Annotated in this window: 11 protein-coding genes; 3 read left to right on the top strand and 8 right to left on the bottom strand. The window is 47.6% G+C overall.

Features of this window, described 5'->3' with window-relative positions; genetic code table 11:
- Positions 1-107 precede the first annotated feature (107 nt).
- Positions 108-809: an SDR family NAD(P)-dependent oxidoreductase gene (locus tag SAPGRDRAFT_RS08355; RefSeq protein ID WP_002658667.1), complete on the top strand. Its 702-nt coding sequence runs from the start codon at positions 108-110 to the stop codon at positions 807-809.
- Here SAPGRDRAFT_RS08355 and SAPGRDRAFT_RS08350 read toward each other — a convergent pair.
- The 7 genes from SAPGRDRAFT_RS08350 to SAPGRDRAFT_RS08315 form a co-directional block, all read right to left on the bottom strand.
- Positions 806-1,963: an ATP-binding protein gene (locus tag SAPGRDRAFT_RS08350; RefSeq protein WP_002658665.1), complete on the bottom strand. Its 1,158-nt coding sequence runs from the start codon at positions 1,961-1,963 to the stop codon at positions 806-808. The genes SAPGRDRAFT_RS08355 and SAPGRDRAFT_RS08350 overlap by 4 nt on opposite strands.
- A gap of 187 nt (positions 1,964-2,150) precedes the next feature.
- Positions 2,151-3,191 (bottom strand): glycoside hydrolase family 73 protein, encoded by a 1,041-nt coding sequence (locus SAPGRDRAFT_RS08345; RefSeq protein WP_002658663.1) that lies wholly within the window; start codon positions 3,189-3,191, stop codon positions 2,151-2,153.
- 6 nt (positions 3,192-3,197) lie between these two features.
- Positions 3,198-4,184: a polyprenyl synthetase family protein gene (locus tag SAPGRDRAFT_RS08340; protein ID WP_002658661.1), complete on the bottom strand. Its 987-nt coding sequence runs from the start codon at positions 4,182-4,184 to the stop codon at positions 3,198-3,200.
- Between the two features lie 29 nt (positions 4,185-4,213).
- Positions 4,214-4,630, bottom strand: coding sequence for a hypothetical protein (locus tag SAPGRDRAFT_RS08335; RefSeq protein ID WP_002658660.1), 417 nt, complete (start codon positions 4,628-4,630; stop codon positions 4,214-4,216).
- Entirely contained in the window at positions 4,623-5,660 is a 1,038-nt protein-coding gene (gene pheS / locus SAPGRDRAFT_RS08330; RefSeq protein WP_002658658.1) for a phenylalanine--tRNA ligase subunit alpha, read from the bottom strand. The genes SAPGRDRAFT_RS08335 and pheS overlap by 8 nt, the downstream gene beginning before the upstream one ends.
- 667 nt (positions 5,661-6,327) lie before the next feature.
- A complete protein-coding gene (locus SAPGRDRAFT_RS08320; RefSeq protein ID WP_037349988.1) occupies positions 6,328-6,732 on the bottom strand; it encodes a hypothetical protein in 405 nt (134 codons plus the stop codon).
- A gap of 284 nt (positions 6,733-7,016) precedes the next feature.
- Complete coding sequence (locus tag SAPGRDRAFT_RS08315; RefSeq protein WP_002658654.1) at positions 7,017-7,493, bottom strand: hypothetical protein; 477 nt, start codon at positions 7,491-7,493, stop codon at positions 7,017-7,019.
- Positions 7,494-7,717: 224 nt separating this feature from the next.
- Here SAPGRDRAFT_RS08315 and SAPGRDRAFT_RS08310 point away from each other — a divergent pair, with 224 nt between their 5' ends.
- Together SAPGRDRAFT_RS08310 and SAPGRDRAFT_RS08305 are read left to right on the top strand one after the other, a co-directional pair.
- A complete protein-coding gene (locus SAPGRDRAFT_RS08310) occupies positions 7,718-9,991 on the top strand; it encodes an ATP-binding protein (protein ID WP_002658653.1) in 2,274 nt (757 codons plus the stop codon).
- On the top strand, positions 9,981-10,850 hold the full coding sequence (locus tag SAPGRDRAFT_RS08305) for a response regulator (RefSeq protein WP_002658652.1): 870 nt from the start codon (positions 9,981-9,983) through the stop codon (positions 10,848-10,850). Before SAPGRDRAFT_RS08310 ends, SAPGRDRAFT_RS08305 begins: the two co-directional genes overlap by 11 nt.
- A 1,019-nt stretch (positions 10,851-11,869) precedes the next feature.
- Here the strand turns inward: SAPGRDRAFT_RS08305 and SAPGRDRAFT_RS08295 are convergent.
- Complete coding sequence (locus tag SAPGRDRAFT_RS08295) at positions 11,870-14,209, bottom strand: efflux RND transporter permease subunit (RefSeq protein WP_002658651.1); 2,340 nt, start codon at positions 14,207-14,209, stop codon at positions 11,870-11,872.
- Positions 14,210-14,775 lie beyond the last annotated feature (566 nt).

The following is a 14,775-nucleotide window of genomic DNA, read 5'->3' as shown; positions in this document are numbered from 1 at the left end:
TGTTTTTGTCGTAATCAACAATAATAAGCGCTTTGCAGCATTTTTTTTTGCCTTAGTCTAGCTGCTGACTAAAAAATTTAAACAAGCTCAGCTTAAAACAATCCATTATGCAAGGAAAATCAATACTCATTATTGGCGCTAGCCGCGGCATTGGCGCCGCCTTGGCCCAAAAACTCCAAGCCGCAGGGGCCCAAGTTTATAATGCCAGCCGCTCGGCAGAAGGTTTGGGCAAAAATATTAGCTACGATGCCCTACAGGATGATCCTAAGGCGCTTTTGGCCCAATTGCCCAGCCAACTAGATGGCCTGGTCTATTGCCCCGGAAGCATCAATTTACGCCCCTTTCATCGTATCAAAGAAGAACAGTTTAATCAAGAATTTGAGCTGAATGTGATGGGGGCGGTCCGCCTGCTACAAGCGGCTTTGCCCCAACTCAAAAAGGCCGAAGCAGGCGCTTCTGTGGTCCTTTTTAGTACGGTGGCGGTTAAGCTGGGCATGCCCTTTCATAGCGCTATTGCTATGGCCAAAGGCGCCCTAGAGGGCCTCACTAAATCTCTAGCTGCAGAATGGGCCAGCCATAATATTCGCCTCAATGCTATTGCTCCTTCTCTCACTAATACCAATTTGGCCGAGCGCTTACTCAATACGGAAGCCAAGCAGGAGTCTGCCGCCAAACGCCACCCTTTGGGCCGCATCGGGCAGCCCCAAGATATTGCTAGCTTGGCCTATTATCTTCTGGACCAAAATAGCCAATGGATGACGGGCCAAATTTTAGGCTTAGATGGCGGCATGGGCAGCCTAAAGGGCTAAAGGGGCTTAAAAATGCGATGAATTTTAATGGAGAGGTCCAAAAAAAGGACCTTGGGATGAGCATTTCGCTCAATAAAATACAGATGATCGTTAAAGAGCTGTTGCAGCTCGTCAATAGCGGGCAAGGGAAGCAATTTTGCTAGGCCCTGGGCCGCCTTTTGGTCCTGCGCCGATAGGCGCAAACCACTAGCGGGAAAACCCGCCTGCAGCAAGCTGAGCTCTCTAAGAAAAAAGAGGCCGTATTCCAAAAAAAGCAATTGCTCTTTACGACCTGTTTTACTGCCCTTTTTGCCTTCTTTGGGGTGCTTGCCCGTCACAAATTGCTCTACCCAATAGACCATAGGGCCACGGCCCTGATAACAGGCGCGGAGCCAGCCCGCAAAGGCTTGCCCCAGTTGCTGCTCTTCTTGGTTTTGGCCACTGGCCAGCTGTTTGGCTTTTCGGTAGTTGCCCTCCGAAAGGTAGGCTACTTCTTTTGCCGTTTGTGTAGGAATGCCCTCTTGGACCAAGGCCTCGGCAATTAGTTCGTCTTGTAAGGCAGGTAGCTTGAGCAACTGGCAGCGAGAGAGGATGGTGTTAAGAATAAGCTCGGCTCGTTCGGCAACTAATAGAAAAACGGTATTGGGCTCGGGCTCTTCAATGAGTTTGAGCAGGCGGTTGCCCTCCTTGTCCAAATATTCGGGCATCCAAAGCAAAAGGATTTTAAAGCGGCCTTCTACCCGGGTAAAGCTAAATTTGCGCACAATATCTACACACTCCCGCTTATTGATATTGCCACGCTGGTTATTGGCCCCCAAATAAAAAAGCCAATCGTTCATATTGACATAAGGGCCTTTTTCTGCGAGCATTTTGCGCCATTCCTTAATATGGTCGCTGCTCACGGCTTTGCTATCAATATTGGGGTAAGAAAAGTGGAGGTCGGGATGAATATTTTTCTGCACCTTTTTGCAGGCATTACATTGCCCACAGGCATCGGTAATGCCAGACTCATTTTTTTCGCAAAGGAGGTATTGGCTATAGGCGAGGGCAAGGGCCAGGCCACCCGCCCCTTCTGGCCCCACAAAAATTTGGGCATGAGCGGTGCGTTCATGTTCATAAGAAACTTTGAGTTGCTCTATAGCGGCCTCTTGGCCCAATACATCCTTAAATTGCATAGTGTAAATTTATTTTTGGCCAATCGGCCCGCTTTATACGGCCAAAGGCCGTAAATGGCCTAGCGATGCGGCGGGGTGGCCGTCAGGCCAGACCGAGCCAGCTTGCTGGCGAAGGGCCGAGCAGACCTGCGAGCCCCATAGCGTAGCGCCGAGGAGCGAAGCGAGGCGGAGGCCCCAAAACCACCTACTACTTCTTCTTCAATCGGATTTTATTGCCCGTTTGGGGAAGGGTTTTGCGGTAGATTTTATTCAGTTTTTCGAGTGATTTTAGGCGGATGCCATAATACTGCGAAACGGCCCGCAGATCTTGTCCTTTTCGGAGGATATGAAAATGCTGTTTGCCCTTATAGCGTTTCTTTTTGCGTTGGAGAAAGACGTATTGTCCCGCCCTAGGGCGGCCCTGCTCGGCAAAATCGTTGTAGCGCTCTAGCTTTTTGAGCTTAATATTGGCTCTTTGTGCCAGTTCGTGGAGGCTTTCGCCAACTTGTAGGACCATTGCTTTGCGGCCATTGACCTCAATAATGCTCTTGGGCAATTCGAGCTCTACGGTATCCTGAATTTCTCCGAAGGGGTCGGGAATGCGAATCGCCAGCCGCTCTTCTGGTCCATTAAGGCTATCTTTTGGCGGCGGTTGCAGATTAAAAATGCTGTCTAATTCGCCTGGGGCCAGTTGTAAATCCTGAAAAGAGAGATGGTCCAGACGGTAAAGCTCATAGCGCTCAATGATGCTAATGAGATTTTTGCTATAGGTTTTTGCGGTAGCATAGCCTGCCTTTTGCAGCCCTTTGGCCCAAGCTTTATAATCTGTTTTATTGAGATCGAAGAGAAAGCCGTAGCGCCAAGTTTTTTTGGGGTTGCGCAAAAACTCGCTATGAGCGATATAAGATTTTTCGGCCTGTTTATAGACCCGAAAGCAAGATTTGACGGTTTCATCATCCCAGAGGTAAAAACTGGGGCCATCCCAATGCTTTTTTCCGCCGCATTTGATTCCAAAATGGTTATTGGCCTGAATGGCCAGTTGGCTAGCGCCAGCGCCTGACTCTAGAATACCTTGGGCCATTTTGATGCTAGCGGGAATGCCTGCTCGGTCCATTTCGGCAATAGCGATATGCTGAAACTGCAAGATATAAGCCTGCGTTTTGGCGGGGTCCAAATCCTCTATAGAAAAAGGCTTGGCCCAACTACTAGCCAAAGAAAAAAGGCAGAGAAAAAAAGCAAGGGACTTCATGGCGCATTAGTGTTGGCGTTGCATGATAAAATGGAGAAACTGATAAAGAGGCGCTTTATCGGTTTGGCTTTTGGGGAGTTGGTCTAAGAAAGCAACGGCTTTGAGTCGGTAATCCTCTACGGCTTGGCCAAGGGCGGCTTTGGCGCCAGAGCGCTCAAAAATAGCCTTAACAGTTTCGATTTTCTCCTCTTCTTTTTCGGTTGGACAAGCTTGCTGATAGAGGGCCAATAACTGTTTTTTATCGGCGGCTGTGCCTAGCTCTAGGGTCTTAATATAAAGGACCGTCTTTTTATTTTGCAGAATATCTCCGCCGATGCGTTTTCCAAAGGTAGCGGCATCGCCAAAGCTATCGAGATAATCGTCTTGGAGTTGGAAGGCGATGCCCATATTTCGGCCAAATTCGCCTAATAGTTCGGCCTCTTGGGCTGGGGCTTGGCCAATGAGTGCCCCCATTTTCATGGCGCCATAGAGCAGAACGGAGGTTTTGAGCTCAATCATTTTGAGGTAGCTTTCTAGGGCGACGCTTTGCATTTGCTCAAAGTTCATATCCATTTGTTGGCCTTCACAAACGCCGATGGCCGTTTCATTGTAGCAATCGAGCAAGTCGGCTAAATTTCCGCTGGCCGATTGGGCCAAATATTTATAGCTATAGACCAGCATCACATCTCCAGAAAGGATAGCGGTATTGGTATCAAACTTTTTGTGCACCGTGGCCTTTCCTCTGCGCAAATCGGCCTGGTCCATAATATCGTCATGCATGAGTGAGAAATTATGGAAAAGCTCTATGGCATAGGCGGCGGGCAGGGCGGTTTCAATATCTTGGCCCAGATAGAGTTCGGCGGCCATTAACAGCAAAATGGGCCGCATTTGCTTGCCGCCCAAAGAAAGAATATAATCTAGGGGCTGATAAAGCTCCGGAGGTCGACCTTGGCCAAATTGTTCTTGGGCGGCATAGGCCCGATAAGCATTTTGGAGGCGTTGAAAAGCCTGCATAAGCGATTGGATTGATGGATGAGAACTGTTTAGTAATTGTCTAAGTTGGCAACAACTAGCCATTTGCCTTCTCTTTGGACCATTTCAATATCTACGGCTTCTTGATTGGTATTACAGCAGAGTTGGCAGCTGGTGCTGCCGTCTTTTTCTTGGCAGTCCAGTTGGCTAAAATCAAAACGGACCTTATCGAGTAGGGCCTCTTTTTGTGCTGGCTTGGCCGACTTAAACTGCAGCTCGGTGGCAAAGTAGCGCAATTGTTGTTGGCTAGAGGGCTCGCAAAAGGCCTCGGCTTTGGCAAAATCTTCTGCGGCTACAGCCGTATAAAAGGCTTTGATTGCCGCTTGAGGAGTTTGTTGTTCTTGGCTATAATCTGGGCCTTCCTCCTGACAAGCGGTCAAGAGAGAAAGGCCCAAAATAAATAGCAAAATAGGCGTCCAATTAGGCATTGAGCACAGGATTAAATTGCTTGAGAAAACGCTGGTCGTTTTCAAAAAATAGGCGAATATCATCTACCTCATATTTAAAAAGGGCAATGCGCTCAATTCCAATACCAAAGGCAAAACCTGTATATTCTTCGGGGTCAATGCCGCAGTTTTCTAGCACTTTGGGGTCTACCATACCACAACCCAAAACCTCTAGCCAGCCTGTGCCCTTAGTCAGGCGGCGGTCACGTTCTGTATCTAGGCCCAAATAAACGTCCATTTCGGCACTAGGCTCTGTAAATGGAAAATAAGAGGGGCGCAGGCGGATATTGGTGGCGCCAAACATTTCTTTGGCAAAATAGTAAAGCGTCTGGCGAAGGTCGGCAAAGCTGACATCCTTGGCCACATAAAGTCCCTCGATTTGGTGGAACTGGCAGTGCGAACGGGCCGAAACGGTTTCGTTGCGGTACACTCGGCCAGGGGCCACAATGCGCAAAGGGGGCTTTTGCTTGAGCATACTTCGGATCTGTACGGGAGAAGTATGGGTGCGCAAAACCATTTTTTCAGGATCTTTGACATAAAAAGTATCCTGCATATCGCGGGCGGGATGGTCCTCGGGGGTGCCCAAAGCCGTAAAGTTGGTCCAATCGTCTTCAATTTCACGTTCTTCGGCTACCGAAAAGCCAATGCGCTCAAAAATTTGCAACATTTCTTCCATGACCAAGGCCACGGGATGGCGGCTACCCCAGTTTTCGGGCTGGGCGGGAGCGGTCAGGTCAATGCGCTCATAGTTTTTCAATTCGGCCCGTTCTAGTGCTTCTTTTTTAGCATAAAACTTAGCCTCTGCGGCCTGCTTGATTTCATTGAGCAGTTGGCCATATTCTTTTTTGCGTTCGTTGGGGACATTTCGCATCTCGCCAAAAAGGGGCTTGAGTTGGTTTTTGGTCCCTAAAAATTTTAAACGAAACTGCTCTAGTTCTTCTTTATTTTGAGGCGCTGCTGCGGCCACTTCTTGGGCCAGCAGATTGGCCTTCTCAAAAGCCTCGATTTGCATTTTTTCTGGTATTTGGTTACTTCTTGCGAAGATAATGAACTTGTGTTAAAACTTGAGGGCCTTGGGGCTAAATCTAGTTTTTGGCTGCTTTTGTGGGCTGAAAATCAGGGAGCTTTTCTTTTTTTTAGGATTTGGGGCCCGCGGCCGGCTAGGCCTTTGGCCTAGGTCGGCCGCCGCTATGGTTACTCCCTTCGGTCGTCGAACTGCGGACTAAAGTCCTTGTTGTCGCCGCTCGCAGGTCTGCTCGGCCCTGCGTTTTTTTCGCTACGCTCAAAAAACTGGGTCTGGCCTGCGGCCACGGCTGCGCAGCGCTGGGCCAAGAGCGGCTAGGGCCTGGGGGCATTTTTGGGGCTTCAGAAAAGTGCGGTTGTGGTTTAGTGGGGCAGTTTTTTGCCATTGGGAGAGGGCCAAAACAACAACAACCGCCCTAGGGCGGTTGCTGTCCATAACAAACATCAAATAAACATTAAACAAAGGCTAAGCTAGCCTTGCTTAATTTCTCTAGGAATGATTTTTCTATTACCACAATTAAAAATGTCTAAAATTTATTTTTCATTAATGATGGAGCCCGTAGCGCCTAGCGTCCTTTAGGGGGGATAAGAGGGAGCTACTCCCAATTACTACAGACAATAAAGCTAGGCGATAGGTCTCCAATTTTTTTTATTGCTTAATGCAAATCAAGAATATAGAAGAAATAAAAGGCTGCAATTCGCCATCGGGCTGCTCCTCGAGCATTGCCTACTTTTGAGCCTCTATAATAAACATCTCCGTCTGATTCTACTTCGCCAATTTTAGAGCCCTTGTAGTAGACATCTCCATCCGACTCAATTTCGCCAATTTTGGAGCCCTTATAATAAACATCTCCGTCTGATTCTACTTCTCCGATTTTAGAGCCCTTATAATAGACGTCTCCATCCGACTCAAATTCAGCAATTTTAGAGCCTTTGTAGTAGACATCTCCATCTGACTCAATGACGCCAACTTTAGAACCTTTGTAGTAGACAGATTGGGCCTGTGTAGCCGTGAACGATAGGGCCAACAAAAGGGCCATGAAAAAAATACGTTTGAGCATAAAATATGGGTTGATGAATGAATTGGTCCTGCCACTAAAGGAAAAAGACCAAGGAAATAATTTATAATAAGATAGGGCTTAAGCCACAGATTTGCTTAAAAAGTTACTTCCCTTTTATTGTGTACTGTAAAGATAGTAAACTTTGTTATAAACGCAAATATTTTTAAGCATTTTGCCTTAGTAATATCTTATTGAGCAGTTAGTTTTGGATGTAGGGCAGGCGGCAGGCCCCAAAAAGGCATAAAAAAAGCCAGTCGCGCATAGAGCAGACTGGCGGAAGGGGTTTATTTTTTGGCCTTAGCCTCATTGAGTTGGAGTAAAAACTGCAGGAGGTCGGGATGTTTTTCTAGGTAATACTTCCAGTAATGGCTACGGATAAAAGAGATAGATTTGCCGAACTGGCCTTTTTCTTTAAAGTGGAGGGTGATGCGGCTAAAGAGGAAGAGGTTGCTCTCCTCGAAATGCTCGAGGCTGCCGTAGCTATACTTTACTGATTTGAAATAATTGGAGGCATAGATATGTTCATCATCTAGGCCGACCCAGAGGTTGCGCATAAAAAAGAGGTAGAACAGCCCCAGCATAGAGATAAAAAAAGAGCTGAGGATAAGTTTTGCGCTTAGGGGGGAGAGGGGGGCTTGAATATCTTGGAGTGGCGAGAGCCAGACCACTAGAGTAAAGCCACCGAAGAGGATACTCCAGAGAAAGGGGAGAATAATTTTGGACAGGAAGGTCCATCGAGAAGAAACAGTTTGTATAGCCATAATAGTGGGTAGTCTGCTAAATAGGGGGCAAAGATAAGAAGAATTGCATAAAAAAAGGCTGGCTAGGGAGGTAGCCAACCTTTTAGTTGGTAGTGAACTTATAGTCTGCGTCTTTCTAGGGCGCCAATTAGTGTTGGCCCGACCCGCCTGCGGGCGGGGCAGCCCCAAAAAATGCGTATTATTGCATCAATTTTCTTATATGATTTTCTAATCGCAGAGCAAGGATGAAATCAACTTATATCGCCCTACTTCTTTTGTGGAGTTGTTCTTTTGGGGGAGACCTACTGGCACAAAAAGGTTTGGATAGCTTATATCGGGAATATTATCAGTTATCTTTGGGCGAAGAGGAGCGGGAGTATAAGACTCAATTATTGGGACAGATTATCAACCAAGAAACTTATAGGCGTCCGGCCCTAGCCCTTCGGCAAATTGATAGTTTGACGGCAATACAGTGCAAGTATGGGAGTTTTCAGCAGTGCATGGATGCCAACTATCGGATTCGGGGGAGTTATTATGCGGCTTTGGGGCAAAAACTGCAGGCCCTTAAATATTATCGGACCTATATTGATTCGGCTGAGATTAGTAGCTGGAGCGGGGGCTATTTCCTCATAGATGTGGGCAATATTTATTACAACTTCAACCTAGACCCCTTGGCGCGGAAACTCTATGAGCGGGCCGAGAAAATTTTTAGGCAGGAACAGCATCAAAAGGGCTTATCTACTGTTTATGGCAATTATGGATTGTTGGCCTATAAGCAAGATAGTTTGCAGGCGGCCATTGCCTATACCCGGCAAGCCATTTTTTATCAGTTGCAGGCCGATACGATTCCGATGCAGCTAGCTCATGCCTATACGATATTGGGGAAGATGTATGAGAAATCGGGGGATAATGAGCAGGCCGAAAAAGCCCTTAATAATGGCATTCAAATCTTTGAGACTCATCAGGACGTTAGTGAGTATCAGCAGTTTAAATCCTATCATTTGAGGGCCTATGCTTACCTGATGGGGGTTTATGAGCAGCAGGGAAAAACGGAAAAGGCGCGTTATCTTTTGGAGGAAGTGCTGCCTAGCATGGAGCAAAAGATTGTAGGCATAGAAAATATTGACTACTATCTTTCTATTGCGCAGACCCATATGCAGGCGAACAACTTGGCCAAGGCCTATCTAAGTTTGCAGCAGGCCGAAAGTCTGTTGAAGGGAAGAGAGAGTAATTCTGTGCGCCTGAGTCTAGACCAAGCCTGGGCCAAATACTATCAGCTTTCTGGGGATGATAAGTTGGCTGCTAAAAAATGGCAGGCCAACTTTAAGCAAATGAAGGAAATGCGCAAAGAGGATAGTCGCTCGCTCTCCTTAAGCGAGCTGCTGTTGCAACAGGAGAAAGACCATATGATCCAGCTACAAAAGCAAGAGCTACAAAATGCAGCGCTACAGGGTTATTATGTCTTGGCTATTCTCTTTATTAGTTTGCTGGTTTTGCTGTTGATTAGTATATTTTTCTGGAAAATCAAGGCAAAAAATAAAATACTCAGCAATTACGCTCAAATTATTAGTCGCTCTAATGAGAATAAAAAAACCTTGCTGTCGGTTATTGGGCACGACCTGCGCAACCCCTTCAATTATTTGCTCTACCAAAGCCATATTTTGCTCGAACGCTTTCAAAATGAGGAGGGTTTAGTGACCTATGCCGACCTTCAACAGCTGGAGCAAAGTAGTAAGCAGATTTACCTGATGATGGAGGAGCTGCTCCAATGGGTCCGCTTAGAAGACCGAGACCTTAGCGCCCATTATCAAAGAGAAAACCTCTGCCAGTTGCTAGATGAAGTCTTAGAGCAAGAAGAAGATTTGCTCAAGCAAGCGGCTTTTAATCTACATATTGAGCTACCCAAAGCAATTTATCTAGAAACAGATGCCAACCTGCTCAAAATTATTTTTCGAAATATGCTGATGAATGCCGCTAAGCATAGCCAAGCCCATGAGCAAATTCGCCTCAAGGCGACTATAGAGCAGAACCAGCTTGTAGTCTCTATCCAAAACCCAGGCTCACTACCTAAGCAAACGGTAGAGAATCTGCGCAAAGAAGAACAGCTCGAACGGGTGTTTAAGGGCGAAGGCCTCGGCCTGAGAATTATCAAGCAGTTGAGCGAACAGTTGGGGCTTAGTTTTGAAATTGCTGAGGGCGAAACGGGCTATGTGGCCGCTAGCCTTCGTTGGCCTCCGCATACCCCCCTCAAATTAGAAGAGGCCGCCCGACAAGCGCATCAACTTGAAGACCCCAAAGAAACCTACTCGCCAAAATTTTTAAGTAGTTTGCAGCAGCAAAACCTCTTGCAATTCGAAATCTACGAGGCCCAGCCGCTTTATGCCGCCTTGCAAAAGGTAGAGCAAGAACAAGCCAATCCGGCCGATCAACGACTGTTTCAACTCCTCGAAGATGCAGTCTATGAAGGCGATCGCCAAAAACTAGAAGAACTTTACGAAATTATCAATCATGCCCACTAACAATCACCAGGTCTTAGCCAGAAAAACCATTCTGATTGCTGAAGATGACCCCCGAAATCGGCGCGCAATTATTCAACTCTTTGCCAATTGGTCGCCAACTACCCAAATCCTGATGGCCCTAGATGGCCAACAATGCCTCGATATTATGGCCCAAAGATCTGTAGACCTCATTTTACTCGATTGGGATATGCCCCGAATGAATGGCCTGGAGTTGCTGCAAGAACTCCAAAAAGAAAAATATCTGCCCTATAAAAATATTCCAATTGTGGTCTATACCGGCGCCATGACCGATAGCCTGCATCTCGCTAAGGCCCTAGAATATGGGGCCACCGACTTTCTCCGAAAACCCGCTCCCCCCGTCGAGTTATTGGCCCGAATTAAGTCGATCCTCAAACAAAAAGAATGGCAACAACAAATGAAGGCCGCCGAGGCCGAAGTTAAAGCCCTACAACTCAAACAACTCCAAAAAGATTTGCAACAGTCGCTGCTGGTCCTCGCGCATAAAAATGAATTATTGCTCGAACTCAAAGCTAAAATTGAAGATCCCAATACCCAACGCCAACGCCTCCTCCGAGAAATTAACCAACTGATTGAAGCCGAAGATTATTGGCTGCCCTTCCTCCAACAGTTCCAACAAATGGAACCCGATTACCAACAAAAATTGATGCAAATTGTCCCCGATATCTCTCCCGCAGAACTCCGCCTGGCGGTCCTGATTCGAGCCGACCTCGATAGCAAAAGTATCGCTCAACTACTCAATATTAGTTTGCATGGCGTGAAGAAAAGCCGCTACAGAATCCGAAAGAAATTAGATTTACAGACCAATGATAGCTTAGATAAGTTTCTGAAAAACATTTAGTTATTGTTGTCCACTTCTTGTCCACCCCCTTTTTTTTGAAAAGCCGCAAAAAGGGCCGTTCTTGTGCCTAACAATAATCCAATTAGCTTTTGCTATGACGATTAGGGTGTAGTGTAATTTTGCTTGGCATTATCCGTTTACAAAAGGGGCGGATAATGCTATTTTTTTGCCCCTATAGGAGTTTTCTTTTTGTTTTTTTGGGGCTGCCCCGCCCTGCGGGCGGGTCGGGCTGTGTCGCAGCTCGCAGGGCTGCTCGGCCCTGCGCCGCCTTTGGCGGCTGGGTCTGGCCTAACGGCCACTGCTGTCCATCCCTCAGCCGCGGGCCTTCGGCCCTTTTTACTGTAGGTTGAAACCTACAGCAAGAGCGGTATTGCTTCGCAATGATCTATGAATGAGGGTTAAAACCCTCATGAAATGAACAGCCCCGGCTTTAGCCCACTCTTTGCATGGCTCCACAACCATGAGCTTCAGCTCATGGCCCTAAATAGTCGCCCAGAGGGCTATCTGTCCCCCTCTTGATGGGTATAGGAACCCCTTTTGATGGGTATGGGAACCCCTTTCGAGGGGTATAGGAACCCCTTTTGATGGGTATGGGAACCCCTTTTGAGGGGTATAGGAACCCCTTTTGATGGGTATAGGAACCCCTTTCGAGGGGTATAGGAACCCCTTTTGAGGGGTATGGGAACCCCTTTTGAGGGGTATGGGAACCCCTTTTGAGGGGTATGGGAACCCCTTTTGATGGGTATGGGAACCCCTTTTGAGGGGTATAGGAACCCCTTTTGAGGGGTATGGGAACCCCTCTCGATGGTTAAAAGTACTCCTGCCAGAACAGAAAAAGGCCCAAAACCTAAGTTTTGGGCCTTTCCTTATGGAGTCCTACAGGCGGCGAAGCCGCCGCAGGCCTAGCGATGTGCAGCAGTGGCCCGCAGGGCCAGACCGAGCCGCTGAAAGCGGCGAAGGGCCGAGCGAACAGCGAGCTGCGAAACGTAGCGCCGACGAGCGCAGCGAGGCGGAGGCCCCTAATCCTTATGAATGGCCCGCAACATCACAGGAATGATAAAGACGTCGCAAATGAGGGCCGAAAAGAGGGTCGAGCTAATGAGTAAACCAATGGTGACCGCCGGCGGATTGGAAGAAAAGAGCAGAATCAAAAAGCCAAAAAATAATATGACCGAAGTTAAGGTGACCGCTTTTCCGGTCTCTCTTAAGGTCAGTTTTAAGGCTTCATCAGTACTTAAACCCCTCCTTTTCATTAGCTGATAACGGCCCAAAATATGAATGGTGTCATCGACCGCAATGCCGAAAATAATGGCAAAAACAATGGCCACGCCCGCCTCTAAAGGGATTTGCAAATAGCCCAAAATAGCCCCAGCAATCAATAAAGGCAAAATGTTGGGGACCAAGGCCACCACAATCATCTTGAGGTTGCGATACAATAAAGCCATCAATAAACTAATGACCAAAATGGCAAAACCCAAGCCCTTGAGGAGCGAATCGCGCACATAAACCGAGTTTTTGTCTACGATAACCCCCGTTCCCGTTTGCCGAAACTTAACTACATTCGTATCAATTTCTGTCTCCATAAAGTCTTGCATCTCGGCCATAAAGGCCCGAATGCTATCGGCGCCCACATCAAGTAAGCGGGCCGAAATCCGACCGTATTTTTGGTCCTCACTGACCAACATGCCCAAGTTGTTGTTGCTGCCCAGTTTGGCCGCCAACTGCTGGTATTTGAGAAAGTCTTTCTCTTTTTCAGGCAGCTTAAAATAAGCCGAGCGGCCCGAATGAAAGGCCTGATGCAGGCTCTTATACAACCAACTAATAGAAGAAGTGGAGCGAATAGCGGGAGATTCCATCAGGCGCTGCTCCACCTTGTCCATGGCCTGAATGACCTCGAAATCTTGCAAACTATGATCGCCCTGGGCCATTACGGCCAGCTCAAAAGGCCGAAACCCACTAAAGTTTTGCTCGAAAAAGTAAAAGTCTTGGGTCACCTGCGCCCCTTTAGGCAAAATCTGCTTAATCTGGGTGTTGGTATTGACCTGCGCCACCCCAATTCCAGCCACAATGGCTATGGCCGAAATGCCCGCTACCACTCGCCAAGGATAGTTTTTGCTGTAGGCATGCACCCAATCAAAAAGGCCGTGCCACTGCTTGTTGCTCTGCCCCGCTGGCCGCAATTTGATGATCTGATCCTTATCGAAAAGGACCAAAAGCGTACAGCTAAAGAGCATGACGGTCCCATAGGCCAACATCACCCCAATGGCCGCATTGATCCCAAAATTCTGAATGGGCTCTAAGCGAGAACTGAGCAAGGACAAAAAGCCCACAGAGGTGGTAAAAGAGGTCAGAAAAACAGACATTCCAATCTCTTTAATGGTGGTTTGTATGGCTTCCATCTTGCCCCTACCCGCCGATAATTCATCTACATATTTGGACATGACGTGAATGACGTCGGAGGTCCCAACAATGATCATGATAATAGGGTAGAGCAGGGCCATAGTGTCTAGCTCTCGGCCCAAAAATCCTAAAACGCCCACAAAGAGCAATAGCCCCAAGGCAATAGAAGAAAGAGAAATGACTACGCCCCAAAATCGGCGGAAAATGAGCCACATGATAATCAGCACCAAGAAAAAGGAAACTACCGTAGAAAGGATAAATTCCTTAATTTGCATTTGGACCAACTCGGTCTGAAAATTGGCCCGACCCAAAAAATGATAGTCCAAAAAGCCCATTTCATCTAGCTTGGCCCGCAAGGCCGCCATCAGCTTTTCAGCTGGCGGCTGCTGAATGTTATCTACCGTTTTTAGGACCACCACCAAGGTTTTGGCATCTGCCGAAATGAAGTTGTTGACCAAACGAGGATCGGCCAAAACTTTCTTTTTATCCCCCGCATAACGAGCCGTATCCTCCAAATGAACGGCGGGAATACTACTAAAGGAAAATGGCGTTTTTAAAGGAAATTCTACCTGCAAAAGCGAGCTGCTCTCCACAATGGGCCGCACTTTATAGCTGCCGTCTTCCTGCTTGAATAGGGTTTTGCCCTCCTCCCAGCGACTCAACCCAATTTTGGAGAGCTCAAATTCTGTATCTCTGGCCGCCAGCGAAAACTCCCGCACTTTGGTCAAAAATTCTTGCTCAAATACCCCCTCGGGCCGATGCAAAGCCACCAGTAAAAAGTTGTCGTCTGGCTCAAAACGCTGCTTAAATTCATTGTAAAACTCAAGGTCGGGGTCGCCCTTCGGAAAAAAATCCTCAAAGTTGAAGCTAAAGCCCAAACGACTGCTAGCCGCCCAAGCCCCCAAAAGCGAAAGGACCAAAAAGCCGCTAATGATAATTTTTGGATAACGAATATACATAGAATAGTTGTTAGTGTTTTTTCTGAAGGATTTGGGGCCTCCGCTGCGGCTTCGCCTTGCGGCGGTTACTCCCTTTGGTCGTCGAACTGCGGACTAAAGTCCTTGTTGTCGCTGCGGGGCTCGCAGGTCTGCTCGGCCCTGCGGCGGCTTTGCCGCCTAGGTCTGGCCTTCGGCCACCCGCTCCGCATCGCTAGGCCATTACCGCCCATCAGTTACTCCCTTCGGTCGTTGAGCTACACCCTTTTTGGACCAAAAACAGCGGCCTCAAATCCGCAGTTTTAACAGCCTTTTAGGAGAAAAGTCAGGGCAAACAGAATTTTTTTTAAAAAAAACTGCTTTTGCAGGGTAACAAAATCAGAGAAACGGCCATAAACAAGCGTAAAAGTTCTGATAAGTTAGTTAAGTTAGGTCTAAGGGGATTTCCAAAACAAGTTTGGAAATTCCCTTTTTTTATGTCCTAGCTATAGCGCCCTTGCTGCGGGCTTTCCCGCAGCATCGGCTGAGGGGCTGTAGCAGGGCCGCCGCAGGCGGCAGACCAAAGCGGCTTTGCCGCTGCAGGGCCGAGC

The organism is Saprospira grandis DSM 2844 (assembly GCF_000275825.1).
Classification (GTDB): Bacteria; Bacteroidota; Bacteroidia; order Chitinophagales; family Saprospiraceae; genus Saprospira; species Saprospira grandis_A.
The sequence above is the reverse complement of the archived record's forward strand: the minus strand, read 5'-3'. Positions and strand labels throughout refer to the sequence as shown.

Bases quoted from the DNA above. Each gene is read 5' to 3' on its own strand.
- SAPGRDRAFT_RS08355 (WP_002658667.1), top strand. From the start codon at position 108: ATGCAAGGAAAATCAATACTCATTATTGGCGCTAGCCGCGGCATTGGC.
- SAPGRDRAFT_RS08350 (WP_002658665.1), bottom strand. From the start codon at position 1,963: ATGCAATTTAAGGATGTATTGGGCCAAGAGGCCGCTATAGAGCAACTC.
- SAPGRDRAFT_RS08345 (WP_002658663.1), bottom strand. From the start codon at position 3,191: ATGAAGTCCCTTGCTTTTTTTCTCTGCCTTTTTTCTTTGGCTAGTAGT.
- SAPGRDRAFT_RS08340 (WP_002658661.1), bottom strand. From the start codon at position 4,184: ATGCAGGCTTTTCAACGCCTCCAAAATGCTTATCGGGCCTATGCCGCC.
- SAPGRDRAFT_RS08335 (WP_002658660.1), bottom strand. From the start codon at position 4,630: ATGCCTAATTGGACGCCTATTTTGCTATTTATTTTGGGCCTTTCTCTC.
- pheS (WP_002658658.1), bottom strand. From the start codon at position 5,660: ATGCAAATCGAGGCTTTTGAGAAGGCCAATCTGCTGGCCCAAGAAGTG.
- SAPGRDRAFT_RS08320 (WP_037349988.1), bottom strand. From the start codon at position 6,732: ATGCTCAAACGTATTTTTTTCATGGCCCTTTTGTTGGCCCTATCGTTC.
- SAPGRDRAFT_RS08315 (WP_002658654.1), bottom strand. From the start codon at position 7,493: ATGGCTATACAAACTGTTTCTTCTCGATGGACCTTCCTGTCCAAAATT.
- SAPGRDRAFT_RS08310 (WP_002658653.1), top strand. From the start codon at position 7,718: ATGAAATCAACTTATATCGCCCTACTTCTTTTGTGGAGTTGTTCTTTT.
- SAPGRDRAFT_RS08305 (WP_002658652.1), top strand. From the start codon at position 9,981: ATGCCCACTAACAATCACCAGGTCTTAGCCAGAAAAACCATTCTGATT.
- SAPGRDRAFT_RS08295 (WP_002658651.1), bottom strand. From the start codon at position 14,209: ATGTATATTCGTTATCCAAAAATTATCATTAGCGGCTTTTTGGTCCTT.